Source organism: Halopseudomonas oceani (assembly GCF_963677335.1).
GTDB lineage: Bacteria > Pseudomonadota > Gammaproteobacteria > Pseudomonadales > Pseudomonadaceae > Halopseudomonas > Halopseudomonas oceani.
Map to the genome: position 1 here is coordinate 1,015,001 of NZ_OY781932.1, position 25,997 is coordinate 1,040,997.

The 25,997-nt window shown below is 61.1% G+C and carries 15 protein-coding genes and 2 rRNA genes (1 of these 17 cut by a window edge); 11 read left to right on the forward strand and 6 right to left on the reverse strand.

All coding sequences use genetic code 11. From position 1 onward, the window contains the following. Together ACKPCU_RS04795 and rrf are read left to right on the forward strand one after the other, a co-directional pair. A 23S ribosomal RNA gene (locus tag ACKPCU_RS04795) occupies positions 1 to 2,275 on the forward strand (it extends 614 nt beyond the left edge of the window). Between the two features lie 137 nt (positions 2,276 to 2,412). Beyond that, positions 2,413 to 2,528: ribosomal RNA gene (gene rrf / locus ACKPCU_RS04800) — 5S ribosomal RNA — on the forward strand. 172 nt (positions 2,529 to 2,700) lie between these two features. Here rrf and ACKPCU_RS04805 read toward each other — a convergent pair. Beyond that, on the reverse strand, positions 2,701 to 3,726 hold the full coding sequence (locus ACKPCU_RS04805; RefSeq protein ID WP_321350295.1) for an alpha/beta fold hydrolase: 1,026 nt from the start codon (positions 3,724 to 3,726) through the stop codon (positions 2,701 to 2,703). A 150-nt stretch (positions 3,727 to 3,876) separates the two neighbouring features. On the opposite strand from ACKPCU_RS04805, the gene glnT reads away from it, so the two are divergent. The 3 genes from glnT to ACKPCU_RS04820 all read left to right on the forward strand — a co-directional run bounded on the left by glnT (position 3,877) and on the right by ACKPCU_RS04820 (position 7,088). Further along, positions 3,877 to 5,238, forward strand: coding sequence for a type III glutamate--ammonia ligase (gene glnT / locus ACKPCU_RS04810; protein WP_321350297.1), 1,362 nt, complete (start codon positions 3,877 to 3,879; stop codon positions 5,236 to 5,238). A gap of 93 nt (positions 5,239 to 5,331) precedes the next feature. Then, positions 5,332 to 6,426 (forward strand): putative urea ABC transporter substrate-binding protein, encoded by a 1,095-nt coding sequence (locus ACKPCU_RS04815; RefSeq protein WP_321350299.1) that lies wholly within the window; start codon positions 5,332 to 5,334, stop codon positions 6,424 to 6,426. A 50-nt stretch (positions 6,427 to 6,476) separates the two neighbouring features. Beyond that, positions 6,477 to 7,088, forward strand: coding sequence for a TetR family transcriptional regulator (locus tag ACKPCU_RS04820; RefSeq protein ID WP_321350301.1), 612 nt, complete (start codon positions 6,477 to 6,479; stop codon positions 7,086 to 7,088). A gap of 42 nt (positions 7,089 to 7,130) precedes the next feature. Here the strand turns inward: ACKPCU_RS04820 and ACKPCU_RS04825 are convergent, their stop codons facing one another. After that, positions 7,131 to 9,095 (reverse strand): alkyl/aryl-sulfatase, encoded by a 1,965-nt coding sequence (locus tag ACKPCU_RS04825; protein ID WP_104739370.1) that lies wholly within the window; start codon positions 9,093 to 9,095, stop codon positions 7,131 to 7,133. 289 nt (positions 9,096 to 9,384) lie between these two features. Here ACKPCU_RS04825 and ACKPCU_RS04830 point away from each other — a divergent pair, with 289 nt between their 5' ends. Further along, positions 9,385 to 10,482, forward strand: coding sequence for a carboxynorspermidine decarboxylase (locus tag ACKPCU_RS04830; protein WP_321351741.1), 1,098 nt, complete (start codon positions 9,385 to 9,387; stop codon positions 10,480 to 10,482). 47 nt (positions 10,483 to 10,529) lie between these two features. Next, the gene (locus tag ACKPCU_RS04835) at positions 10,530 to 11,768 is read left to right on the forward strand and encodes a saccharopine dehydrogenase family protein (protein ID WP_321350304.1); all 1,239 of its coding nucleotides are present in this window, start codon (positions 10,530 to 10,532) and stop codon (positions 11,766 to 11,768) included. Positions 11,769 to 11,815: 47 nt separating this feature from the next. Here ACKPCU_RS04835 and ACKPCU_RS04840 read toward each other — a convergent pair whose 3' ends face one another. Together ACKPCU_RS04840 and ACKPCU_RS04845 are read right to left on the reverse strand one after the other, a co-directional pair. Further along, positions 11,816 to 13,504, reverse strand: coding sequence for a VOC family protein (locus ACKPCU_RS04840; RefSeq protein WP_321350307.1), 1,689 nt, complete (start codon positions 13,502 to 13,504; stop codon positions 11,816 to 11,818). An 11-nt stretch (positions 13,505 to 13,515) separates the two neighbouring features. Beyond that, a complete protein-coding gene (locus ACKPCU_RS04845) occupies positions 13,516 to 13,737 on the reverse strand; it encodes a hypothetical protein (protein ID WP_321350309.1) in 222 nt (73 codons plus the stop codon). On the opposite strand from ACKPCU_RS04845, the gene ACKPCU_RS04850 reads away from it, so the two are divergent. The 4 genes from ACKPCU_RS04850 to recD all read left to right on the forward strand — a co-directional run bounded on the left by ACKPCU_RS04850 (position 13,736) and on the right by recD (position 24,495). After that, positions 13,736 to 15,085, forward strand: a complete 1,350-nt coding sequence (locus ACKPCU_RS04850; RefSeq protein ID WP_321350311.1) for a glutamine synthetase family protein — start codon at positions 13,736 to 13,738, stop codon at positions 15,083 to 15,085. The two genes, ACKPCU_RS04845 and ACKPCU_RS04850, sit on opposite strands and share 2 nt — an antisense overlap. A gap of 242 nt (positions 15,086 to 15,327) precedes the next feature. Beyond that, positions 15,328 to 18,810, forward strand: coding sequence for an exodeoxyribonuclease V subunit gamma (gene recC, locus ACKPCU_RS04855; RefSeq protein WP_321350313.1), 3,483 nt, complete (start codon positions 15,328 to 15,330; stop codon positions 18,808 to 18,810). Beyond that, a complete protein-coding gene (gene recB, locus ACKPCU_RS04860; protein WP_321350315.1) occupies positions 18,807 to 22,442 on the forward strand; it encodes an exodeoxyribonuclease V subunit beta in 3,636 nt (1,211 codons plus the stop codon). The genes recC and recB overlap by 4 nt, the downstream gene beginning before the upstream one ends. Then, positions 22,432 to 24,495, forward strand: a complete 2,064-nt coding sequence (gene recD, locus ACKPCU_RS04865; protein WP_321350317.1) for an exodeoxyribonuclease V subunit alpha — start codon at positions 22,432 to 22,434, stop codon at positions 24,493 to 24,495. Before recB ends, recD begins: the two co-directional genes overlap by 11 nt. Here the strand turns inward: recD and ACKPCU_RS04870 are convergent, their stop codons facing one another. After that, positions 24,496 to 25,086: an NADPH-dependent FMN reductase gene (locus ACKPCU_RS04870; RefSeq protein WP_104739377.1), complete on the reverse strand. Its 591-nt coding sequence runs from the start codon at positions 25,084 to 25,086 to the stop codon at positions 24,496 to 24,498. It abuts the gene before it with no gap. Further along, positions 25,083 to 25,937, reverse strand: coding sequence for a sterol desaturase family protein (locus ACKPCU_RS04875; protein ID WP_321350320.1), 855 nt, complete (start codon positions 25,935 to 25,937; stop codon positions 25,083 to 25,085). Before ACKPCU_RS04875 ends, ACKPCU_RS04870 begins: the two co-directional genes overlap by 4 nt. Between the last annotated feature and the right edge of the window lie 60 nt (positions 25,938 to 25,997).

Consider the following 25,997-nt stretch of genomic DNA (forward strand, 5'->3'; position numbering starts at 1 on the left):
GTAGGGAAACCGAGTCTTAATAGGGCGTTTAGTCGCTGGGTATAGACCCGAAACCGGGCGATCTATCCATGGGCAGGTTGAAGGTGCCGTAACAGGCACTGGAGGACCGAACCGACTACCGTTGAAAAGTTAGCGGATGACTTGTGGATAGGAGTGAAAGGCTAATCAAGCTCGGAGATAGCTGGTTCTCCTCGAAAGCTATTTAGGTAGCGCCTCGTGTATCACCACTGGGGGTAGAGCACTGTTTCGGCTAGGGGGTCATCCCGACTTACCAAACCGATGCAAACTCCGAATACCAGTGAGTGTCAGCACGGGAGACACACGGCGGGTGCTAACGTCCGTCGTGAAAAGGGAAACAACCCAGACCGTCAGCTAAGGTCCCAAAGTTATGGTTAAGTGGGAAACGATGTGGGAAGGCTTAGACAGCTAGGAGGTTGGCTTAGAAGCAGCCATCCTTTAAAGAAAGCGTAATAGCTCACTAGTCGAGTCGGCCTGCGCGGAAGATGTAACGGGGCTCAAACCATACACCGAAGCTACGGGTTCATCGTAAGATGAGCGGTAGAGGAGCGTTCTGTAAGCCTGTGAAGGTCAATTGAGAAGTTGGCTGGAGGTATCAGAAGTGCGAATGCTGACATGAGTAACGACAAAGGGAGTGAAAAACTCCCTCGCCGGAAGACCAAGGGTTCCTGCGCAACGTTAATCGACGCAGGGTGAGTCGACCCCTAAGGCGAGGCCGAAAGGCGTAGTCGATGGGAAACGGGTTAATATTCCCGTACTTCTAGTTACTGCGATGGAGGGACGGAGAAGGCTAGGCCAGCACGGCGTTGGTTGTCCGTGTTTAAGGTTGTAGGCTGGTGACTTAGGTAAATCCGGGTCACTAAGGCCGAGAGCTGATGACGAGTGTTCTTTAGAACGCGAAGTGGTTGATGCCATGCTTCCAGGAAAAGCTTCTAAGCTTCAGGTAACTAGAAATCGTACCCCAAACCGACACAGGTGGTCAGGTAGAGAATACCAAGGCGCTTGAGAGAACTCGGGTGAAGGAACTAGGCAAAATGGCACCGTAACTTCGGGAGAAGGTGCGCCGATGAGGGTGAAGCATTTACTGCATAAGCCCACGTCGGTCGAAGATACCAGGCCGCTGCAACTGTTTATTAAAAACATAGCACTCTGCAAACACGAAAGTGGACGTATAGGGTGTGACGCCTGCCCGGTGCCGGAAGGTTAATTGATGGGGTTAGCTTCGGCGAAGCTCTTGATCGAAGCCCCGGTAAACGGCGGCCGTAACTATAACGGTCCTAAGGTAGCGAAATTCCTTGTCGGGTAAGTTCCGACCTGCACGAATGGCGTAATGATGGCGGCGCTGTCTCCACCCGAGACTCAGTGAAATTGAAATCGCTGTGAAGATGCAGTGTATCCGCGGCTAGACGGAAAGACCCCGTGAACCTTTACTATAGCTTTGCACTGGACTTTGAATTTGTTTGTGTAGGATAGGTGGGAGGCTTTGAAGCGTGGACGCTAGTCTGCGTGGAGCCAACCTTGAAATACCACCCTGGCAACTTTGAGGTTCTAACTCTGGTCCGTTATCCGGATCGAGGACAGTGTATGGTGGGTAGTTTGACTGGGGCGGTCTCCTCCCAAAGAGTAACGGAGGAGTACGAAGGTGCGCTCAGCACGGTCGGAAATCGTGCGTAGAGTATAAAGGCAAAAGCGCGCTTGACTGCGAGACCAACACGTCGAGCAGGTACGAAAGTAGGTCTTAGTGATCCGGTGGTTCTGTATGGAAGGGCCATCGCTCAACGGATAAAAGGTACTCCGGGGATAACAGGCTGATACCGCCCAAGAGTTCATATCGACGGCGGTGTTTGGCACCTCGATGTCGGCTCATCACATCCTGGGGCTGAAGCCGGTCCCAAGGGTATGGCTGTTCGCCATTTAAAGTGGTACGCGAGCTGGGTTTAGAACGTCGTGAGACAGTTCGGTCCCTATCTGCCGTGGACGTTTGAGATTTGAGAGGGGCTGACCTTAGTACGAGAGGACCGGGTTGGACGAACCTCTGGTGTTCCGGTTGTGTCGCCAGACGCATTGCCGGGTAGCTACGTTCGGAAAAGATAACCGCTGAAAGCATCTAAGCGGGAAACTTGCCTCAAGATGAGATCTCACCGGGAGCTTGACTCCCCTAAAGGGCCGTCGAAGACTACGACGTTGATAGGTTGGGTGTGTAAGCGCTGTGAGGCGTTGAGCTAACCAATACTAATTGCCCGTGTGGCTTGACCATATAACACCCAAGCAATCTGGTGTTATCGAGCCAACAGATTTAAACAACTTCGCGAACTTGCGAGATTGCAAATACCTTAGCTTCTGTCACAGATCCAAGCTTTTTAAGCTGCACGCCTAGCGGGCAGCAACAAATTGCTTGACGACTATAGAGCATTGGAACCACCTGATCCCATCCCGAACTCAGAAGTGAAACGATGCATCGCCGATGGTAGTGTGGGGCTTCCCCATGTGAGAGTAGGTCATCGTCAAGCGCCTATACCGAACACCCCGATCAGATATGGTCGGGGTGTTCTTCTTTGTGCGGGTGGAAATGCGCGGGCGGAAAATGGCCCCGACGCAGCGGTGGGTTTCACGCTTGCGCTATCGACGTTGTGCCCTGCTGCAGGCGCGCCAGGTGCCGACGGCGCCGACAAATACCGGTTTTCACTCTCCAGCCATTAACGTTGCCAGAGAGGCCAAGATCGTCGCGGTATCAGCGGGGTTACGCCCAGGTGCCCCGGCGCAATGCCCCCAATCTGATTCCAGCGGTTTAAACCTCGCATTGGGTATTTGCTTCGCTTCGGTGCTGGCATCTTCAGCAGTGAAGTAGAGGTCAGTGCTGCCTGGCATGATCAGGCACTTGGCTTTAATTCCTCTCAATGCTGCACTGAAGTCGCTATCCCAGACAGCGTTCGCGCTGACATCACCATGCCGCCACGTATGCAGGACGCTCAGCAGGTTGTTGGCGTCCTGCTCAAGGTGGTCGTCCTCCCAGCACTGCAGCAGTGCCTCTATCGAGTCAAACCCAAGTCCTCGATAGAGCTCCTTTCGAAAGAAAGCCTGACTGTAGGCCCAGCCAGCATAGACTCGGCCAAAGGCTTTCAGCCCCCTAACTGGTGGCTTGATGTATCGGCCGTGCTCCCATGCAGCGTCGCAGGTCAGCGCTGCTTTGACTCCCTCCAGAAACACCTGGTTGTGTGGCCAGCAACGGGCGGTCGCACAAATACTGGCTACGCGTTTTACCTGATCGGGGTAAAGGCACCCCCACTGCAGAGCCTGCATGCCGCCCATTGACCAGCCGGCCACCAGTGCCACTTCCGCGCCTGCAAAGTGCTCCTCAACCAGTCTGTGCTGCAAAGCAACGTTGTCGTACAGGCTGACCTTGGGGAAATTAGGACCGCGTTGACTGTGGTGTGCGTTGGAAGGCGAGCTGGATTGGCCGTTGCCAAGCAAGTTCGGGATTAGGATGCAGTAGCGTTCCGGATCCAGTGGCCCGTCTGCACCAATCAAGGGCAGATTTCCTGCGTGTGTTCCGCCGTAGTACGTCGGCAGGATGACCAGGTTGTCGTGGTGTGCGTTTAGCTGTCCTACCTGCAGGTAACAGAGATGCGCGTCGCGCAGTATGTCTCCGCTCTGAAGAGGCCAGTCTCCAACGCTGAATTGCTTCTTAACTGCTTGATATGTCGACATATAGCTATCTCTTGGTTGGCTCATAGAGGTAATGGATGGGAGCTGATTGAGTCTGCTTATCAATTAAATATGCATGCTGGCATGTATGTTGAATGAAAGATTCGTACCAAGCGCCGCAGCGGTTGCGGACAGAATCAGCGGAGTATCAACATGAGTCAGCATGTGAGCAGTGAACAATTGAAAGAGTCCCTTGCAGAGAAGGGCGTGAAGTACGCTCTGGGTGGCTACGTCGATCTGCACGGGGTGATCAAGGGCAAGTTTGTTCCGCTCAATCATCTGGGGCGGATGATGAAAGGGTCGGAGCTCTACACTGGCGCTGCGCTGGACGGTGTTCCACAGGACATCAGCGATAATGAAGTCGCGACCATGCCTGATCCTGCGACTGCCACCATCTGTCCGTGGAATCCTGAACTGGCTTGGTTCGCCAGTGACCTGTATCTGGACGGCGCGCCGTTTGAGGCCTGCTCGCGCAATATCCTTAAGCGTCAGGTCGCGCAGGCGGCGGACATGGGGCTGACCTTCAACCTGGGTATCGAGACCGAGTTTTTCCTGTTTCGCGATTCAGAGGACGGCGGCTTCGAACCTATCAGCGCCCGCGATACGCTGGCCAAACCCTGCTACGACCCGCGCGGTCTGATGGACAACATGCCCATCGTCGGAGAGCTGGTCGAAGCCATGAATGCCATGGGCTGGGATGTTTACTCCTTTGACCATGAAGATGCCAACGGCCAGTTTGAAACCGACTTTACCTATACCGATGCCCTCGGCATGGCTGACCGCTTGGTGTTCTTCCGTCTGATGGCGAACGAGATTGCGCGCAAGCATGGCGGCTTTGCCAGCTTTATGCCCAAGCCCTCGGCTAACCGCACTGGCAGCGGCGCGCACTACAACATGTCGCTGGCGGATCGTGAAACCGGGCGCAATCTGTTTGATCCGGCGAATGGTGAAGACTCCTACGGCTGCGGCGTGACTCAGATGGCGTATCACTTTATTGCCGGTGTGATGAAGCACGCCAAGGCGATCAGCGCGGTGATTGCGCCGACGGTCAACAGCTACAAGCGTCTGGTGCGCAAGGGGAGCATGTCTGGCTCTACCTGGGCGCCAGTATTCGTTTGCTACGGCAACAACAACCGCACCAACATGCTGCGTATTCCGTCACAGGGTGGCCGGGTCGAGTGTCGTGCGGCCGATATTGCCTGCAATCCCTATCTCGGCGCCGCGATGATGCTGGCTGCCGGTCTTGAAGGCATTCGCGAAGGCCTGGACCCGGGTAACCCGCACCGCGAGAACATGTACAACTACACCGATCAGCAGGTGCGAGAGATGGACATTGAGCTGTTGCCGCAAAACCTCGGTGAGGCTGTCGATGCCTTCGAAGCAGACCCGCTGTCGCGCGCGGTATTCGGCGATGCGATGTTCGACAGCTTTGTCAGCTTCAAGCGTCAGGAGTGGACCGAGTATCACACCCACGTCTCCGATTGGGAGCTACAGCGCTACCTGAAGTTCTTTTAAGTCGGTTCCGCGCCGGTGACGGCGCGGTTCTTGCTGCGGAGTTACTGCCAAGCCTTCACATCATTGCCAACTAGAACCATATGGAGTTGAACCATGAAAAAGTCCGTTCCATTTGCACGACGTTTCAAGCAGGTTGTTTCAGGCGCCGTGATTGCACTGGCGGCATCGGTTGCCGTCGTACCAGCCGCTCAGGCAGAGGAAAAGGACAGCTTCAAGCTGGCCTGGAGCATCTACGCTGGCTGGATTCCGTGGAAGTACATCGATGAGTCAGGGTTGATGAAAAAGTGGGCCGATAAATACGGCATCAGTGTCGAGATCGTGCAGATCAACGACTATATCGAGTCGATCAACCAGTACAGTGCTGGTCAGTTTGATGGTGTGGTAGCAACCAGTATGGATGCGCTGTCCATTCCCTCGGCGGGCGGTGTGGATACCACTGCGTTGATCGTCGGTGATTACTCCAACGGCAACGATGGCATCGTCATGAAGGACAGCACCAGTGTGGCGGATCTGAAGGGCCAGCAGGTCAATCTGGTTGAACTGTCGGTATCCCACTATTTGCTCGCCCGAGCGCTGGATTCGGTTGGTCTGAGCGAGAGTGACGTTACCGTAGTCAATACCAGCGACGCGGACATGGTGGCCGCCTACAACACGGATGACGTGCGCAATGTGGTGACCTGGAACCCGCTGCTGGACGAAATCCTCAGTCAGCCGGGTGCCAATCGCGTATTTGATTCCAGCCAGATTCCGGGCCATATCAAGGACCTGACCATCGTCAACACCGAAACCCTGCGCGACAACCCCGCACTCGGCAAGGCGCTGGTTGGGGCCTGGTTTGAGCTGATGGCTGAGATGGGTACCGATAGTGAAGCCGGGCAGAAGGCACGTGCCTTCCTTGGCGAAGCGTCGGCGACCGATCAGGCTGGTTACGAGGCACAGTTGGCCGGTATGAAGATGTTCTGGCAACCCGCGGATGCGCTGACCTTTATTGCCAGCGACGAAGCCTATGACGCCATGGACAGTGTCCGTCATTTCTCGTTCGAGAAGGGGCTGCTGGGCGAAGGGGCTGACTCTGCGGATTTCGTCGGGATCGAGATGCCCAATGGCAAGACCCTCGGCGATACCGCTAACATCAAGCTGCGGTTTGATACCGAGTACATGCAGATGGCGGCCGACGGCGCCCTCTGAGGAGTCTGACTGCTGCGGGAGCCTGCTCCCGCAGCACTTCTGGAACACCCATGCGCAGAACCAAAGAAGACGCGGAAAAAACCCGTTTAAAAATCATCGAAGCGGCACTGACGTTATTCAGCCGCAACGGATACTCCAACACCACGCTGGCGATGATCGGCAGCGAAGCCGGCTTCAGTCGTGGCCCGATCTACTGGCATTTCAAGAACAAGGATGACCTGTTCGAGGCGGTACTGGCCTACTCGCAGGAGCCACTGGAGAAGCTGGTGGCGCAGGCGCGCAGCGGTGGCCTGTCTCCGCTGGAGCGAATCGGCGGATTTGTCCGCAGCTGGTTTGCGCTACTGGTCGAGGACGCCTGGTTTCGCCAATCCTTCGAGATTCTGCTGAATAAAACGGAACTGACCGAGGCGATGCAGAGCACGCTTGAGCGTGAGCGGCGACTGACCCAAAGCATGATAGAAACACTGGCGTCGCTGGCCTGTTCCGCGCAGGAGCAAGGGCAGATTCCACAGGGGCAATCGGCCGGACAGCTTGCCTTGATGATCTATACCCAGTTAATGGGCGTGACCCAAACCTGGCTGTTTGCGCCGGGTCTGTTCGACCTGAATGAGCAGCGGGGATTTTTTGCTGAGCGTTTGCTGCGTTCGCTGCAGCAGCCGTAAAAAAAGAGCCCCGTTCGTCAAGGTACGAACGGGGCTAAAAGGTCAGTTACTGACCGGAGTCACGATCGGGAAGTCACCGGAAGGCACTTCCAGCATTTGCAGCAGACCGAAGAAGGCATTCGGCTCACCGCTGATCCTGATTTGCCCAGCCTTGACCGCTTCCGGGAAGGTGGTGCGGCGCAGCAGGATCTGGTCCAGCGTATCGCGGGTCATGCTGACCGTTGCCTGCGCGTTGTCATCCTGAGTATCGGCGCGATAGGTCAGCGTCGAATGCTCCAGGTTCAGACGGTAGTTCTCGTTGGTGTCTGTCAGCTGCCAGTTGATTACCAAGTGTTTGCCCTCGGCCTTGGCTGCATCCAGGCGAACGCCCATCAGGTCGAAGAACATCCCGGTATCCAGTGCTTGCAGCACGTCCGGCGACAATGAGCCGACCGTCGGTGGCAGGGTGCCGTTACGAAGTTCCTGAGCGCCCATCAGGTAAGCTCCGCGCCAAGTGCCGGCTTCTGCTTGATAACCGAGTTGCTCTAGCGCATCTGCACCCAGTTCACGCGCGGCCTGGTTGCTCGGGTCAGCAAAGACGACCTGATTCATGACGCTGGCGACCCAGCGATACTCGCCGTTGTCGTAATCCTTGCGTGCCTGCTCGATCACTTTGTCGGCGCCGCCCATGTATTCAATGGTCTTCGCCGCGTTCTGCACCGGTGGCAGCGGGTTAAGGTTGGCCGGGTTAGCGTCGTACCAGCCCATGTAGCGCTGGTAGATGGCTTTGGCGTTGTGGCGCAGGGTGCCGTAGTAACCGCGGGCGTACCATTGCTGGTCAAGGCTGGCTGGCAGTTTCAGCTGTTCGGCGATATCGCCCGGCAGGTAGCCCTTGTTGATCATGCGCACAGACTGGTCATGCAGATACTTGTACATGTCGCGCTGCACCGACAGGAAGCGCTTGGCATCCTCCTGGCTCCAGATTGGCCAATGATGCTGACCAACCACGATATCGGCGCGGTCACCGAAACGCTCCAGCGCCAGGTCGATGTAGTGCGCCCATGCGCTGGCGTCACGCACCGCTGCGCCGCGAATGGTATAGACGTTATGCATGTGCTGGCTGGTGATCTCCGCGGTATCCAGTACCTTGAACGCGGGGAAGTACATCATCATTTCTGACTCGGCCTCGGTACCGTGAGCCATCAGAAACTCGATATCCACGCCGTCAATGGTCAGGGTGCTGTTGTCCGGCACGGTATCGGTCGGTGCAATCAGCGTGCGCTCGCCTTTGGACAGCGCCTTGCCCAGACCGGTGTCGACGTGGCCACGTTCGCCCGGTGGCAGCATGGCGCCGAACTGGTAGATGGCCCGGCGGCTCATCGCCGGCCCGGCGATTACGTTTTCGGAGACCGCGTGTTCCATGAAGCCGACGGGCGCATAGATACGCGTCTTGCCGGAGGCCACATCCTCATTGCTGGTGACGCCCTTTACGCCGCCCCAATGGTCGACGTGGTTGTGGGTGTAGAGCACCGCAACAACCGGCTTTTGCGGACGGTTCTGGTAGTACAGCTCCAGGCCGGCCTTGGCGGTGGAGGGAGACAGCAGCGGATCAATGATGATCAGGCCGGTGTCACCTTCGATGATCGTCATGTTGGCCAGATCCATGCCGCGGATCTGGTACATGCCGTCGGTCACCTTGAACAGGCCATGAATCGCGTTTAGTCGTGCCTGGCGCCAAAGGCTGGGGTTGACGGTATCGGGTGCGGTCTCGTTGTTCAGGAACGCATATTCGCTCATGTCCCAGGCAACCGAACCGTCGTCGTTGGTGACCTTGCCGTCGGGTAATTGGGCAACAAAGCCGCGCTGGGCATCAGCAAAGGCCTGTTGGTCGGCAAAGGGAAGTTGCTCCAGGACCGCGTGATTACTGGCGGCGGTTAGCTCGGTGGCCGGGTTTGGGGTAGCACCGACAGCCAGGCTGATACTGGCGGCCACGGCGCCGAGGCCGAGGATGACATTGCGTGAACGCATGGGGTGTCTCCGTGTGTCGTCGCCGTGCATGCGGCGGAATTGTTCTTGATAGCCGGCGAAGCCAGCATTGAGACACTATAGGAGGGACTGGCGATATATGGCCAATGCATTTTTATTTTAAAATCTATGCGTTATCTGCATTTATTGTTGTGTTGAAGTGAAACTGCAGCAATCGGGGGCTAGGCTTAGTGGGGCGATTTTTCCTATCGACCGCTGGCGCGTTAATTTATAATTTCGCGCTTTCGCTTGCCCGGTTACCGGGCGCTGTTAGCTGGAGGGTATGAACGAATTGATCAAGACGCCGTACTATCTCATCGACAAGAGCAAGCTCGAACGCAATATGGAGAAGATCGCCTACGTGCGTGAGCACTCCGGAGCCAAGGCGCTGCTTGCACTCAAATGCTTTGCTACCTGGTCCGTGTTCGACTTTATGAGTCAGTACATGGATGGCACTACCTCCTCCTCCCTGAACGAAGTCAAGCTCGGCAAGCTCAAGTTCCCGGGGGAGACACATGCCTACAGCGTGGCCTATGCCGATGACGAGATCGACGAAGTCCTGGCCCATTCGGACAAGATCATCTTCAACTCCATCAGTCAGCTGAACCGTTTCTGTGACGCCTCGACCGACAAGGTACGCGGCCTGCGCCTGAACCCCGGGGTCAGCAGCTCAGACTTTCTGATCGCTGATCCTGCCCGTCCGTTCAGTCGTCTGGGCGAGTGGGACGCAGCCAAGATCGAGGCGGTGTTGCCTTTGATCTCCGGCTTTATGATTCACAACAACTGCGAGAACAGCGAATTCGACCTGTTTGACCAGATGCTCGGACAGATCGAAGAACGCTTCGGCCACCTGCTTGCGCAGGTGAGTTGGGTCAGTCTGGGCGGCGGTATTCACTTCACCGGCGAAGACTATCCGCTGGATCGTTTCTGCGCCCGCCTCAAGGCGTTCTCCGAGCGCTACGGGGTTCAGGTTTATCTGGAGCCCGGCGAGGCCGCGATTACCCTGAGCACTTCCCTCGAAGTGACAGTGCTCGACACCCTCTACAACGGCAAGCAGTTGGCCGTGGTCGACAGCTCGATCGAAGCGCACATGCTCGATCTGCTGATCTACCGTCAGGAGGCCAAGATGGAGCCCTGCGCTGGCCCGCATCAATACATGGTATGCGGCAAGTCTTGCCTGGCCGGCGACATCTTCGGCGAATTCAATTTTGACAGCGAGCTGAAGATTGGCGATCGCCTGTCCTTTATTGATGCGGCTGGTTACACCATGGTCAAGAAGAACTGGTTCAACGGCGTCAATATGCCCGCCATTGCGATCAGGGAGCTTGATGGTTCGGTGAAACTGGTGCGCGAGTTCGGATTCCAGGATTACCTGGACAGCCTCTCCTGAGGCATAACCTACCCAGCCTTTCCAAGGAGGCGTTTCGAGGAAGAGAAATGAAGAAAAACGTTCTGATTATTGGTGCCGGTGGTGTGGCCCAGGTGGTCGCACACAAATGCGCCCAGCACAATGACGTGCTGGGTAACATCCATATCGCGTCGCGTACCGCTGAGAAGTGTCAGGCCATCGTCGACAGCGTGAAGGAAAAGGGCAGCCTCAAGGTTGCCGGTGAATTGCAAGCCCATGCCCTGAATGCCCTCGATATCGAGGCCACCAAGGCGTTGATTGACAAGACACAGTCGCAACTGGTGATCAATGTCGGATCGGCTTTCATCAATATGTCGGTACTGCAGGCTTGCATCGAGACCGGTGCTGCCTACCTGGATACCGCCATTCACGAAGAGCCGGACAAGATCTGTGAGACGCCGCCGTGGTACGCCAACTACGAGTGGAAGCGCAAGGAACTGTGCGCTGAGAAGGGCATTACTGCGGTGCTGGGCGTGGGGTTTGATCCGGGCGTGGTCAACGCTTACGCTGCTGTTGCGGTGAACGAGTACTTCGATAGCGTCGAGGAAATCGACATTATCGATATCAACGCTGGCAGCCACGGCAAGTACTTCGCAACCAACTTCGACCCGGAAATCAACTTCCGCGAGTTCACCGGGCAAGTGTGGTCCTGGCAGAACAGCCAGTGGACCAGCAACAAGATGTTCGAGGTCAAGCGTACTGACGATCTGCCGGTAGTGGGCTCGCAAACCAGCTACATGACCGGTCACGACGAAGTGCACTCGCTGTCGCAGAATCTGGGTGTGCCAAACGTGCGGTTCTGGATGGGCTTTGGTGAGCACTACATCAACGTGTTCACCGTGCTGAAGAACCTCGGCCTGCTGTCTGAGCAGCCGGTGACCACTGCTGAAGGCCTGGAAGTGATTCCGCTGAAAGTGGTCAAGGCCGTGCTGCCCGATCCGTCGTCACTGGCCCCCGACTATGCTGGCAAGACCTGCATCGGTGATGTGGTCAAAGGCAAGAAGGACGGCAAGGATAAGGAAGTGTTCATCTACAACGTAGCGGATCACGCCGAAGCCTATGCTGAAGTCGGCAGTCAGGGGATTTCCTACACTGCCGGTGTACCGCCGGTTGCCGCTGCCATCCTGATCGCGCAGGGCGCGTGGGATGCGGGCAAGATGGTTAACGTCGAAGAGCTGGATCCCAAGCCGTTCATCAACCTGCTGAACGAAATGGGCCTGCCCACCCGGATCAAGGACGAGCAGGGCGATCGCGCACTGAGCTTCTGAGTCGGTGAGGTAGAAGAAAAGGCCAGCTGAAAAGCTGGCCTTTTTCGTCACGGCGCTGTTTGTCCCCAAGGCGCGAGCAGCACCTCCAGCACGGTGCCGTCGGCATCGCGGGCGTAGCCGACCGGCTCGTCGTTGCGGCTTGGGTCTTCGGTCACCTGCCGGTCAACCCGTTGGCTCGCTTCGTCGATGGTTTCCAGAAAACCTTCCGGTGACAGGCTGCCGATTTCGAGTTTGACCGGGTTGTCGGTGTAGTTGCGCGGGCTGCCGTTGGTCCAGTTCATCAATACCAGTGCCGAGCCGCCATAGCCCTGCAAAATGTACTCGTTGTACTGGCCGGGAATCGGCAAAAACAGCGAGACCTTGAAGCCCAGCGTGTCGGCGTAGAAGGCCTTGGCTGCGGCCAGATCACTGACACCGATGCCGAAGGCGCCGAACCAGGATTCGGTCGCAGTGTCGTCACCGACGATCTCGATCAGATTGTTGTCCAGATCACGGCCAAAGCCGACGACCGCATTGCCTAGGGCTGGCCCCTGATCCACGGGGTCGACCAGAATCACGCCCCCAGCGTTGCGGATCGATTGCGCAAAGGTGTTCGGGTCGCGGGCGTAGAACACCAGCTTGCCGGGGTTGCGGTCGTAGTCTCGCGGCTCGCCGTCGGTAAAGCCCATCAGGATAAGCTGCGAGCCCTTGTTGTCAGCCGAGCGCAATACCACTTCGTCGCGGTTGTCGCGAGTACGGCGCGTTACTTCCTGCATGCCAAGGGCATCCTGGTAGAAGGTGACGGCGGCGTCCAGGTCCGCGACGCCAATGGCGGCGCCGGCCAGGTAAGGACGGATTGAGCGGCGCAGCTCCAGCAGGGTGCCATCGGCATCTTCGGCATAGCCAACCAGGGCGCCGTTCAGGTCCGTATCGGTACTGGGCGCAGGCGCCAGGTTTACCGGCTGGCCTGTTGCGGCAATGGCTTCGGCTAGCTGTGCCGGGTCAGCGCTGGCCAGTTCCAGCTTGATCGGGTTGTTCTGATAGTCATAGGGCGCGCCGTTGGTCCAGTGCATCAGCGCCAGCGCAGAGCTGCCGGGCACGGGTGAGGTCAGAATATATTCGTCATATTGACCGGGAATGGAAAGAAACTGGTCCTGTTCGAAGCCGAAGGTGTTGGCGTAGAAGTCGCGGGCCGCTTCCAGGTCAGAGACACCGATGCCGACGGCGCTGAGGTACGAGTGGGTGGCGTCGCTGGCACCGACGATTTCGATCAGGTTGTTGTCCTGGTCTCGCCCGAAACCAACGATTACACCGCCGACACTCGGCTGCGGAGCCGGCGGTACAACAATGCGCCCGCCTGCGGTGGCAAAGGCCGTAGCAAAAGTTGTTGGGTCCTTGACGTAGAACGCCAGCTTGCCCGGGTTTTGCTGCACGTTGCGGCCGACGCCGTCAGTGAACTCCATCAGTACGACCAGCGCGCCGCGCTTGTCGGCAGACTCCATGACGACTTCGATGCGGTTGTCACGCGTCAGGCGCTCACGCTCGGTCATTCCCAACCCGTCTCGATAAAGAGCGACAGCGGCGTCGAGATCGGAAACGCCGAGGCCGACGGCCTGCAGATAGGCGGGAGTTGCTCGGGAGGCCGCGGGCCCTGCAGGCGGCGTCTCGTCATTGCTTCCGCCGCCGTCGGACAGGCAGCCGCTGACAAAGGCTAGAAACGCACAGATAGCTAAGGCGCGGAGATGCTGTTGGAACATGCCGAGCTCCTTCATTGTTGTTGTTTGGTCGGCTGAGTCAGGTTTTGTAAGTCGGCGCAGTGCGCGAGACGGTGTGACTGGTCGGCAGCCACAATAATGAATGAACGTTCGTTCTGTTTCAAGGGGTGTTCACCAGCGCCATGCCTCTTCATCGGCTTCGCCTCGTTTTGCTGCGGATGGGGTATGATCCGGGCACGCCCTATTGGCCAGAGTAAACACAGGTAGCGCTCCATGAATGCCCCCGTATCCCTTGGTTCCCTTGCCGAACGCCTTGCCGGTGTTGGCGATGTTGAGTGTGTCACCCCGGACTTGAACGGTATTCCTCGTGGCAAGGTAATGACCGGCGAAGGCTTTCTTGCGGATCGTCGGCTGCAGCTGGCGCGTGGGGTGCTGCTGCAGTGCGTGATGGGTGGCTACCCGGAGGCGCAGTATTACGGCAGCGACGATGGCGATCTGGTGTTGCGCCCGCTGCTGGATCAGGTGCACGTGCTGCCGTGGATTGAGCGCCCTCGTGCAATAGCCATCTGTGAAGCCGTGGAGCTGGACGGCCAGCTGTCCGGCTTGTCGACTCGAGCGCTGCTGAGCCGTGTAGTCGAACGTTACGCCGAGCGGGGCTGGGCGCCGGTGGTGGCGACCGAGCTGGAATTTTTCCTGTTCGAGCCCAACCGTGACGACACCCAGCCGTTCCAGCCGCCGGTGGGGCTGGATGGCCGCCGCGAAGCCGGTTACGGCGCGTTCAGTGTCAGCACCAGCAGCGGCCTCAAGCCGTTCTTCGACGAGCTGGCCGACACCATGGCCGCTCTGGGCATTCCTCGCGATACCTTTATGCACGAGATGGGCGTCAGCCAGTACGAGATCAATTTTGTCCATGGTGATCCGCTGCTGATTGCCGACCAGACCTTCCTGTTCAAGCACGCGCTGCATGAAGTCGCGCTCAAGCACGGGCTGATTGCCGTGTGCATGGCCAAGCCGCTGGCGCGCGTGCCCGGCTGCTCGATGCACATCCACCAGAGCGTGGTGGAGCAGGGGAGCAGCAACAATATCTTTACCGATGCAGACACCGGCGAGGCCACGGCGCATTTCGGGCACTTCATTGGTGGCCTGCAGCAGTGCATGGGCGAGCTGACGTTGCTGATGGCGCCCTACATCAACTCCTACCAGCGTTTCTGCCACGCGTACGCATCGCCAAACAACCTGTGCTGGTCGCACGACAACCGCTCCGCCGGCCTGCGCATTCCGGCCAGCGGCCCGGAAGCGCGCCGTGTCGAAAACCGCCTGCCCGGCGCCGATGCCAACCCCTATCTGAGTGTGGCAGCCTCACTGGCTGCGGGCCTGTATGGCATCGACAACCAGTGCGAGCCATCTGCTCCGGCACAAGGCGAGTTCGAGGCACCGGACGAGCTGACCCTGCCCGGCACGTTGCACGACGCCATCCTGCGGCTGGATCGCAGCACGCTGGCGCGTGAGCTGTTCGGCGCCGAGTTTGTTGACGGCTTCCTCGCCAGCAAGCGCATGGAGCTGCAGAGCTTTATGGATGAAATTACGCCGTGGGAGAGGCGCTTTCTCGGCAGCCAGGTCTAGCTAGTCGCTGAGAAGCTACCTGCGTTGCCATCGCTGCGTTAAAGATCGCCTCGGGCGCGAGTCCGATCGAAGTGCTCATTTACAATTCGTAAAGTCGAGCGCGACTCCGATCGCTTATCGGCGATCTTTGCCTTGCGCTGCCTGCCTCGCCAACGCTTCTCAACCACTTGCGGTTTAAGCTGCGACCGCGCCTGTCGCTGCCCGGTGATAGACTGCGGTCTCTTCACCTATAAGGAGCTTCCATGCAGGACGCCAACGGCCTCGCCCCCGGTTTGATGATCATCCACGGCAACCGCCTGGAGACCCTGCGTGAGCTGGCGGTGGACTGGATGCGGGCGCACCCGCTGGCGCCGCTGGAAAACGAAGTCATCCTGGTGCAGAGCAACGGTATTGCCCAGTGGCTGCAGATGGCGCTGGCTGCCGACCCTGCTCAGGGCGGCTGCGGCATCGCGGCGGCGCTGGACGTGCAGCTGCCAGCGCGGTTTCTATGGGATAGTTACCGTGGCGTTCTGGGGCGCGACAGCGTGCCCGAGCAATCGCCGCTCGACAAGCAGCCGCTGACCTGGCGGCTGATGCGGCTGCTGCCCGCACTGCAGGATCAGCCCGACTTCGCCCCGCTTAAACGCTTTCTCGCCGATGACCACGATTGCCGCAAGCGTTACCAACTGGCGGTGCGGCTGGCCGACCTGTTCGATCAGTATCAGGTCTACCGGGCCGACTGGCTGAATGACTGGGCCGCCGGGCGCGACCATATCGGCCTGGCGCGAACCGGCGCGCGGCCTCTGGATGACGAGGAACGCTGGCAGCCGGCGCTCTGGCGCGCGGTGCTGGTGGATGTGGGCGCTGAACGCCTGAGCGACAGCCGGGCGGGTATCCATCCGCGTTTTGTCCAGCACCTGCTCGACTGTGACAGCCGGCCAGCCAGTCTGCCGCGGCGGGTTATCGTATTCGGTATCTCGTCGCTGCCGGCGCAGACGCTGGAGGCTCTAGCGGTGATCGGCCGCTTCTCTCAGGTGCTGCTCTGCGTGCTCAACCCCTGTGAGTACCACTGGGGCGATATCGTTGCCGATCAGGACCTGTTGCGCCACGAGTACCGCCGCCAGCAGCGGCGGCCGGGTACGCCTTTGCAACTGGACGAGAACACCCTGCACCAGCACGCCCATCCGCTGCTGGCCGCCTGGGGCAAGCAGGGCCGTGACTACATCAACCTGCTCGACCAGCACGACGAGCGCGCCAGTTACGAAGCACGCTTCGCCAATATTGCCGGTGGCCGGGTTGACCTGTTTGAAGCACCTGCTGGCGATACGCTGCTGCAGCAACTGCAGCAGGACATCCTGCAGCTGCGGCCGCTGGCCGAGTCCCGCGACTTGTGGCCGGCGGTCGACACCGCACGGGATCACTCCATCCGCTTTCACCTGGCGCACAGCCCGCAGCGCGAAGTCGAAGTGCTGCACGATCAGCTGCTGGCCGCCTTTGCTGCCGACCCGGACCTCAAACCACGCGACATCATCGTCATGGTGCCGGACGTTAACCTCTACGCACCGCATATTCAGGCGGTGTTTGGTCAGCACAGTGGCGACGACCCGCGGGCGATTCCCTTTACCCTGGCTGATCAGGGCCAGCGCGGCCAGGAGCCGCTGCTGATTGCACTGGAGCACCTGCTGCGTTTGCCTGACAGCCGGCTGCCGGTCAGTGAGGTGCTGGACCTGCTCGATGTGCCGGCGCTGCGCAGTCGCTTTGGCCTGAGTGAGGCCGACCTGCCGACCCTGCAACGCTGGATCGAGGGCGCAGGCATCCGCTGGGGGCTGGATCAGCAGCGCCGCGCCGCTCTGGGTTTGCCAGACGGGCTGGAAGCCAACAGCTGGCGTTTCGGCCTGCGCCGGATGCTGCTGGGTTACGCCAGCGGCGGTGCCGAGGCCTGGCAGCAGATCGAACCCTATGACGAGATTGGCGGGCTGGACGCGGCGCTGATCGGCCCGCTCAGCGGCCTGCTGGATGCACTGGACCGCCACGAAACGCGGTTGGCCAGCGCGACTGTGCCGAGTGAGTGGGGCGAACGCCTGCGCCAACTGCTGGATGACTTCTTTATCGCCGAGAGTGACCGCGATCAGTTGCTGCTGGCGCAGCTGCACGAGGGGCTGGCCGACTGGCTGGAGCTGTGTGACAGCGTCGCGCTGGACGTGGCGCTGCCGCTCAACGTGGTGGCCGAGGCCTGGCTCGATGGTGTCGGCCAGAGCCAGCTCAGTCAGCGTTTTCTCGCCGGTGCGGTCAACGTCTGCACCCTGATGCCGATGCGCGCCATTCCGTTCAAGCGCATCTGCCTGCTGGGCATGAATGACGGCGATTACCCGCGCGCGCAGCCACCGCTGGATTTCGACCTGATGGGCCGTGATTACCGACCGGGCGACCGCTCGCGCCGCGAGGACGATCGTTATCTGCTGCTTGAGGCGCTGCTATCAGCGCGCGACGCCCTGCATATCAGCTGGGTCGGGCGCAGTATCCGCGACAACAGTGAACGGCCGCCGTCGGTGCTGATCGGCCAGCTGCGTGATCATCTGGCCGCCGGCTGGCATACGGCGGATGGCGCAGATCTGTTGCACGCGCTGACCGTCGAGCACCCGTTGCAGCCGTTCAGTCGCGCTTATTTCAGCGCCGATTCCGAGCTGTTCAGCTATGCCCGCGAGTGGCGTCAGCTGCACAACTCCCGTGCTGGCGATGATGCAGACCAGCCGCTGGCGCCGGTCACGCTGGAGGCGCCCATCGAGCTGCTGGCGCTGCAGCGCTTTCTGCGTAACCCGGTTGAGCACTTTTTTGCCGCCCGGCTGAAGGTCTGGCTGCAGGAGCAGCACGGCACCAGCGAAGACGACGAACCCTTTGCACTCGACGGTCTGCAGCGCCACCAGCTCAGCCAGTGGCTGCTGGAGCAGGTGCAGCAGGCCGATTTGCAGGATGACTGGCAGGCCCTGCTGCTTGAGCAGGCCAGCCGCCTGCAGCAGCGCGGCAGCCTGCCGCTGGCCGGTTTCGGTGAGCTGACCCTGGCGCAACTGGTTGCGCCCTTGGGCGGACAGCTTGAGCGCTTCCGTGAGCAACTGCTGTTGTGGGATCAGCCGCTGGAAAATCCGTTGCTGTTGCAGGCGGTGGCGAGCACAGCGGACGCCACTATCGAAGTGGTCAGCTGGCTTGCCGGCGTGCGCCGTTGTGCTCCGTTGGACGGCCTGATGCGGGTCCAGCTGGTCACCGGCAGCCTGCTCGGTAAAAAGGGCGCGTTGCGCTGGCGCAAGTTGCTGGGCGAGTTGTGCCAGCACGTGCTGGCTGCGGCCTCTGGTCACCGGCTCACGACCTGTCTGATCGGTGCCGATGCCAGCATTCAGCTGCTGCCGCTGGAGCAGGAACGCGCCGCCAGTATCGTGCGCGATTGGTTGCTCGGGTATCTGCACGGCCTGAGCCGACCGTTGCCGGTCGCCGTGGAAACCGCCTTCGCCTGGCTGACCGAGGGCAAGGACGAAAAGCGCCTCGGTGCCGCACGGCTCTGCTACGAGGGCAACGACTTCAGTCGCGGCGAGGTCGACGGCAGCCCGGCGCTGCAACGCAGCTATCCCGACTTTGCCAGCTTGCAGGCGAACGACGAGTTTATCGGTTGGGCACAGTCCCTCTATCAACCGCTGGCGCAGGCGATTGAGGATGAATGGTTGATGATTACCCCGGCCGGGGAGGACCAGACATGAGCAACCAACGCCCTCTGGCCCTGCGCTGCCCGCTGCGTGGCAGTCGCCTGATTGAAGCCAGTGCCGGTACCGGCAAGACCTTCACCATCTCGGCGCTTTACCTGCGGCTGGTACTGGGGCATGGCGATGGCGACAGTGCCTTCAGCCGTGAACTGCTGCCGCCGGATGTGCTGGTGGTGACCTTTACCGAGGCCGCGACCCAGGAACTGCGTGACCGCATTCGCGCACGGCTGGTAGAGGGGGCGCAGGCGTTCCGCGGTGAACTGACTGAACCGGACCCGATTCTCGCTGGCCTGCTGGCGGATATCCCTGAAGCCGAGCACGCCAGCGCCGCGCGCAAGCTGGATATTGCCGCCCAGTGGATGGATCAGGCCGCGGTATCGACCATTCACAGCTGGTGTCAGCGCATGCTGCGCGAGCACGCCTTCGACAGCGGCAGCCTGTTTACCCAGACGCTGGAAACTGACCAACGCGACCTGCTGGCCGAGGTCGCGCGTGATTACTGGCGGTTGCATTGCTATCACCTGCACGGCAGTGCGTTGGCCTGGGTGCAGTCCGGTTGGGGCCAGCCGGACGCGTTGCTGGCACAGGCGCGCCGGTTGTTCGACCCGACAGCCGCTGCGCCTGCTACCGAACTGCAGGCGTTGCTGGAGCAGGTACTCAACCAGCGTGATGCCGAACTGGCCGCGCTCAAGGTGCCCTGTGTGCAGTGGGCCGATGAGCTGGAAGCGTTGCTGGATCAGGCGGTCGAGCAGGGCGTGGTCGACAAGCGCAAGATTCAGAAGCGCTACTACGCGCCCTGGTTCGAGACCCTGCGCCAATGGGCGCTGACGCCGGAACAGATAAAGCTTGAACTGCCGCCGGCAGCCTGGGCCCGGCTCAGCGAAGACGGCCTCGGCGAAGCCTGGAAGAAGGGCGCCGTGCCCGATCACCCGGCGCTGCGCGGCTTGCCGCAACTGCGCGAGGCGCTGGCTGCGCTGCCGAATCCGGACAGCGATGCGCTGCGTCATGCGGCGGACTGGATGTCGGTGCGCTTTGAGGCGGAAAAGCGCCGCCGTGCGCAGATGGGCTTCGACGACATGCTGACCCGGCTCGATGCGGCGCTGCAGGGCCCCAATGGCGACCGGCTGGCCGAGGTTATCCGTCAGCAGTTTCCGGTCGCACTGATCGACGAATTTCAGGATACCGACCCGCTGCAGTACCGCATCTTCGACCGTATCTATCGGGTTGCCGAGAACGATCAGGACAGCGCGCTGCTGCTGATCGGCGACCCCAAGCAGGCGATCTACGCCTTCCGCGGGGCGGATATTCATACCTACCTGCGCGCCCGTGGCGACACCGCCGGGCGGCACGAGAATCTGGATACCAACTTCCGCTCCAGCCAGACGATGGTCACGGCGGTCAATCGGGTCTTCGAGCAGGCCGAGCAGAACTTCGCCGCTGGCGCCTTTCTGTTTCGCAAGGGTGATGACAACCCGATGCCGTTTCTGCCGGTGCAGGCACGCGGGCGAAAGGAGGTCTGGTGTTGCAACGGTGAGCCCGCGCCGGCCTTGACCGCCTGGTTGCTGGAATCGGAGGAGCCGTTGAGCGGCGATGTCTACCGACGGGAGATGGCCGAGCGCTGTGCCAGCGAGATGACCGCGCTGCTGCAGGCAGGCCAGCAGGGCAGCGCCGGGTTTGCCCGCAGCGACCAGCCGCTTGCGCCGGTGCGCCCGGCAGACATGGCGGTGCTGGTGCGGACCGGTCGCGAGGCGCAGCTGATTCGTGATGCGCTGGCCGCCCGCGGCGTGCGCAGTGTGTATCTGTCCGACAAGGACTCGGTGCTGGCAACCCAACAGGCGCAGGATGTGCTGCGCTGGTTGCGCGCCTGTGCCGAGCCCGGCAACGACCGCCTGCTGCGCGCGGCGCTGGCCAGCCACAGCCTGCACCTCAACTGGCAGGCGCTGGATCAGTTGAATCAGGACGAGCGCCTGTGGGAGCAACGGGTCGACCAGTTCCGTGATTACCGGCGTATCTGGCAGCGCCAGGGTGTGCTGCCGATGCTGCACCGCCTTCTGCACGACTTTGAGCTGCCGGCACGGCTGCAACAGCAGGACGACGGCGAGCGCGCGCTGACCAATCTGTTGCATCTGGCTGAGCTGTTGCAGCGCGCCGCCCGCGAGCTGGATGGCGAGCAGGCGCTGATTCGCCACCTGGCCGAGCTGATTCGGCAGGCGGACGAGGGGGCTGCGGATGAGCAGGTACTGCGGCTGGAAAGCGACGCGGAACTGGTCAAGGTGGTAACCATCCACAAGTCCAAGGGCCTGGAGTACCCGCTGGTGTTCCTGCCCTTTATCTGCCTGAGCCGCCCGGTGCGGGCGGATCAGCCGCTGCGTCTGCGCGACGGCTGGGTATTGAAGCCGAACACCGACCAGGTGGCCGAGGCTGACCGCGAGCGGCTTGGTGAAGACTTGCGCTTGCTCTATGTTGCGCTGACCCGCGCGCGTCACGCCTGCTGGCTGGGCATGGCTGACCTCAAAAGCGGCAACAACAAGCAGTCGGTGCTGCATCACAGCGCGATTGCCTGGCTGCTGGGCGGTGGCGCGGCGCTGGAATCATCTATTCAACTGAAAGACTGGCTGACCCGCTGGCAGCCGGACGGCGAGGTGGTCGCGCTGCAGGGTGCGCCGGAGCCGCGTGACGAGCGCTTGCAGGTGCTGGATGATGGCCCGGCATTGGTCGATGCCCGCCGCCCGGCGCACGGTCGCTTCGATTCATGGTGGATCGGCTCCTACAGTGCGCTGGCGCTCAGCGGCGAGAGTACCGACAGCGCGCTGGCCGAGTGGATTGCCGACGACGAGCGCCAGAGCCGTTTTGTGCCGCTGCGTCGTGGCGAGCAGCCGAGTATTCACCGCTTCCCCCGTGGCCCCCAGCCCGGTACCTTTCTGCATGGTCTGCTGGAGCTGGCGGCGCAGGAAGGCTTCTCGGCGTTGCAGGATACCGAGCGTTGCCGGCGCTGGCTGGCGCCGCGCTGTCAGCGCCGTGGCTGGGGTGAGTGGAGTGATTGCCTGAGCGACTGGCTGGGGCAATTGCTGCAGCGCCCGGGTCTGGTGCCGGGTACCGAGCTGGCGCTGGGTGAGCTGCCGCCGTCGCGTTACCAGAGCGAAATGGCCTTTATGTTTGCCGCCAGCAAGGTCGACGTGCAGCAGATCGATCGGCTGGTCACGGCGATGACGCTGGACGGGCAGCCGCGTCCGGCGCTGCAGCGTGACCGCCTGAACGGCCTGTTCAAGGGCTATATCGACCTAGTGCTGGAGCACGAGGGGCGCTATTACGTGCTCGACTACAAGTCCAACTGGCTGGGTGCAACGGCGGCCGATTACAGCGAGGCGGCCATGAGCCGTGCGCTGCTGGAGCACCGTTACGACCTGCAATACGTGTTCTACCTGCTGGCGCTGCACCGCCAGTTGCAGGCGCGGCTGCCGGACTACGACTACGACCGTCATATCGGCGGCGCGCTTTACTGGTTCATGCGGGGTGTGGAAACGGAAAACGGCGGCCTCTGCCATCAGCGCCCGCCGCGCGAGCTGATTGAAACGCTGGACCGCCTGTTCGCCGGCCAGCCGGTTGAGGAGATTGACCATGCAGGGTGATCAACTGGATCTGCTCGGCGCGCTGCCCGCATCCGCAACGCAGCTGGACAGCAGCGTCGCGCTGCTGCAGCTGCTGGACGACTGGCTGGCCAACGGCTGGCTGCGGGCGTTGGACCGGGCCTTCGCCGGGTTTCTGCTGGAGCAGGCGGCGGAAACCAGCCCGGCAGTGCTGCTGGCGGCGGCGCTGGTCAGCCACCAGTTGGGTCATGGACATGTTTGCCTCGATCTGGCGGCGACGCTGGCCGAGCCGGATTTTGCCCTGTCGCTGCCGCCGGAAGGGGAGAGCCTGATCGATACGCCGCTGCCGTCGGCGGTACTGGCGGGCATTACGCTGGACAGCTGGCGTGCGGCATTGCAGGCGAGCCGGGTGGTAGACAGCCAGCAACCAGAGCAGGGCCGTTGCCCTCTGGTGCTGGTTGGCCAGCGTCTGTATCTGCGCCGCTACTGGCAGCACGAGCGGCACGTTGTTTCGACCCTGCATCAGCGCCTGCAGCACCCACTGCAGGTTGCCGGGGATCTGCCTGAGCGGCTGGATACCCTGTTTGCCGGCAGTCAGCAGAACCCGGACTGGCAGCGCATTGCCTGCGCACTGGCGGCGCGCGGGCGTTTCAGCATCATTACCGGCGGCCCCGGTACCGGCAAGACCACCACGGTGGTGCGGCTGCTGGCGTTGCTGCAGACGCCGGCAGTGGAAGCGGGCAAGCCGCTGCGTATCCGCCTGGCCGCACCGACCGGCAAGGCCGCCGCGCGGCTGACCGAGTCGATCGGGCGGCAGGTCGGCGCGCTGCCGGTTGATGACGTGGTGCGCGCTGCCATCCCGACCGAGGTCAGCACGTTGCATCGCCTGCTCGGCAGCCTGCCGGACAGCCGCCACTTCCGCCATCACGCGGGTAACCCGCTGGCGCTGGATGTGCTGGTGGTGGACGAGGCCTCGATGATCGATCTGGAAATGATGGCCAACGTGCTGGCCGCGCTGCCGCCGCAGGCGCGACTGGTATTGCTCGGTGACAAGGATCAGCTTGCCTCGGTGGAAGCCGGCGCGGTGCTGGGCGACCTGTGCAGACGCGCCGACGCCGGTTGCTACTCAGCGGCCACGCTGGACTGGTTGCAGCAGGTCAGCGGTCAGTCGCTGGCCGAAAGCGGTTTGCAGCCCGGTGACGAGACGACCCATCTGCTGGAGCAGCAGACCGCCATGTTGCGCCATTCCCACCGCTTTGGTGCTGACAGCGGCATCGGTGAGCTGGCCCGCGCGGTTAATCGCTGCGACGCGACTGCTGCGCGCGATCTGCTGCAGCGGGGGCAGTTTGCCGATATTCACAGCCGGCGCCTGCAGGACCTGCGCGACCCCGAGTTTGCCGCGCTGGTGCTGGGCAGCGAGGGTGGACTGCCAGGCTATGGCGCCTATCTGAGCACACTACAGGCGCAGCGCCCGGGCGCGGATGCGATGGCCGATGATCCCTGCTGGCAAGCCTGGGCGGGCGATGTGCTGCGCGCCTTCGACCGTTTCCAGCTGCTGTGTGCGGTGCGCCGCGGGGAATGGGGCGTCGAAGGCATCAATCAGCGTGTGGCGGATCTGCTGAGCCGTCGCGGTCTGCTGCACGCCGACAAGCTCTGGTACGAGGGGCGCCCGGTGCTGGTCACCCGCAACGACTACAGTCTGGGCTTGATGAACGGTGACATCGGCATTGCGTTGCGCATCCGCGAACCGGCGTTGCACGCCGGTCAGTCGGAGACCGAGGCGCTGCGCGTCGCCTTTCCGCGCAACGATGGCAAGGGCGGCATTCGCTTTGTGCTGCCCAGCCGTCTGCCGGAGGTGGAAACGGTGTTTGCCATGACCGTGCACAAGTCGCAGGGCTCGGAGTTCGAGCACGCCGTGCTGGTGCTGCCTGAGGCGCGCAACCCGGTACTGACCAAGGAGCTGGTCTACACCGCCATTACCCGTGCGAGCAAACACTTCAGCCTGCTGGAAAGCCGCCCCGGCGTGTTTGAGGCGGCGGTGCAGACGCCGGTGCGGCGGATCAGTGGGCTGGACCTGGGCGCGACCGCCAACTGATCACATCCCGTTCATCCAGTCCGCTGGCGGGCTGCGGTGGCGCTCGTGCAGCGGGGCCATCGCTTCGGTGTAATCGAGCAGCAGTCCCATGGCCCAGTCGGCGCGAGCGCGGATACGCTGGTCGTCTTCGCTGGCGGGCTCGTCCGGGTTCATGACCTGTTCTACGTTGCGAACGATCAGGTGCTCGGGCAGGTAGCAAAGGCGGCAGTTCTTGTAGCTGGAAGCGCGCAGCTCGGCCAGCGGGTAGCTGCCGCCCTGTCCGCCTGACACACCCACCAGCAGCGCCGGCTTGTGTGCCAGCTCGGCGCGGCCGGCATACATGAACAGGTTCTTCAGCGCCGGACTGGCCATGCCGTGCCATTCCGGGCTGATGACGACCAAGGCGTCGGCACTGCGCAGGATCGCAGAAATCTCCGGCCAAACGCCGTTGTTGTCAGCCTCGGGCCACAGCGGCAGCGGTTGTCGGGCGAGTTCTATTACGCTGGTTCTGCAGTTCCTGCCTTGCAGGTTGGTGGCCAGCCAGTTGGCGACCTTGGCGCTCTGGCTGTTCTGCTGGCTGGAGCCGGCGATCAGGGCAATATGACGACTCATTTGGCGACCTCGGGGTTGAACTCGGGGGTGGGTTTGGCTTTTGGTTTGCGCACCAGCGGCCAGAACAGCTCCTGAGTCCAGCTGACCGGGCCGAGGTTCTCGATGCCGTACTTGGGCGGACGGCGGCGGGTGATCTTGGCGGTGCCGAACAGAATGTCCCAGAAGAACAGCAGGTTGCCGAAGTTGCCCTTGTAGTTGGTGACGCCGTCCTCTGCGCTCAGGCCATGGTGAGCCGAGTGGGTAGACGGGGTGGAGATGGTGCGCTCGACTACCCACATGACCGGCTTCAGCCACTTGATCTGATACAGCTTGGCGTCCCACGGCACACTGCTGTGGGCGCCATAGATTACGCACATCTTCAGGATCAGATAAACGAAGTAGACGTGTGCCAGGCCCAGATAGATGAGGATGCCGGAGAACCAGATACCGGGCATCAGCAGGTAGTAGAAGCTGTTGTTGCGGTAGACGATGCGGATGCTCATGTACTGGGCGGAGTGATGGGCCCGATGCAGGTCGTAGAGGAACGGCACTTTATGTGCCAGACGATGCCACCAGTACTGGGTCATATCGTCAAACAACAGGAACAGGGCAAAGCCGGCGAGCCATGGCAGCTGACTAAGGGCGCCCTGCCACTCGGGCGCCAGCTGCTGCATCAGGGCGCCACTGGCGAAGGTGATGAAGGGGACGGTAACCCCGAGTAACAGGGTCGAGCCGATGATCTCGATCAGCGCGTCACGGCGCTGACCAGCCGGCTGGAAGAAGCGGCCGACGATGAGTTCAAGCAGGATGAAGGAGAAAAAGATCCCGGCGACGATAACGGCGGGGTTCAGGCTTGTTGTGATTGTTTCCATGCTAACCTCTGCGGGCGTTTTGTTAACTCGACTGCCTGGCAATCAAAAGCCATATTGGAT

Bases quoted from the DNA above. Each gene is read 5' to 3' on its own strand.
- ACKPCU_RS04805 (WP_321350295.1), bottom strand. From the start codon at position 3,726: ATGTCGACATATCAAGCAGTTAAGAAGCAATTCAGCGTTGGAGACTGG.
- glnT (WP_321350297.1), top strand. From the start codon at position 3,877: ATGAGTCAGCATGTGAGCAGTGAACAATTGAAAGAGTCCCTTGCAGAG.
- ACKPCU_RS04815 (WP_321350299.1), top strand. From the start codon at position 5,332: ATGAAAAAGTCCGTTCCATTTGCACGACGTTTCAAGCAGGTTGTTTCA.
- ACKPCU_RS04820 (WP_321350301.1), top strand. From the start codon at position 6,477: ATGCGCAGAACCAAAGAAGACGCGGAAAAAACCCGTTTAAAAATCATC.
- ACKPCU_RS04825 (WP_104739370.1), bottom strand. From the start codon at position 9,095: ATGCGTTCACGCAATGTCATCCTCGGCCTCGGCGCCGTGGCCGCCAGT.
- ACKPCU_RS04835 (WP_321350304.1), top strand. From the start codon at position 10,530: ATGAAGAAAAACGTTCTGATTATTGGTGCCGGTGGTGTGGCCCAGGTG.
- ACKPCU_RS04840 (WP_321350307.1), bottom strand. From the start codon at position 13,504: ATGTTCCAACAGCATCTCCGCGCCTTAGCTATCTGTGCGTTTCTAGCC.
- ACKPCU_RS04850 (WP_321350311.1), top strand. From the start codon at position 13,736: ATGAATGCCCCCGTATCCCTTGGTTCCCTTGCCGAACGCCTTGCCGGT.
- ACKPCU_RS04845 (WP_321350309.1), bottom strand. From the start codon at position 13,737: ATGGAGCGCTACCTGTGTTTACTCTGGCCAATAGGGCGTGCCCGGATC.
- recC (WP_321350313.1), top strand. From the start codon at position 15,328: ATGCAGGACGCCAACGGCCTCGCCCCCGGTTTGATGATCATCCACGGC.
- recB (WP_321350315.1), top strand. From the start codon at position 18,807: ATGAGCAACCAACGCCCTCTGGCCCTGCGCTGCCCGCTGCGTGGCAGT.
- recD (WP_321350317.1), top strand. From the start codon at position 22,432: ATGCAGGGTGATCAACTGGATCTGCTCGGCGCGCTGCCCGCATCCGCA.
- ACKPCU_RS04870 (WP_104739377.1), bottom strand. From the start codon at position 25,086: ATGAGTCGTCATATTGCCCTGATCGCCGGCTCCAGCCAGCAGAACAGC.
- ACKPCU_RS04875 (WP_321350320.1), bottom strand. From the start codon at position 25,937: ATGGAAACAATCACAACAAGCCTGAACCCCGCCGTTATCGTCGCCGGG.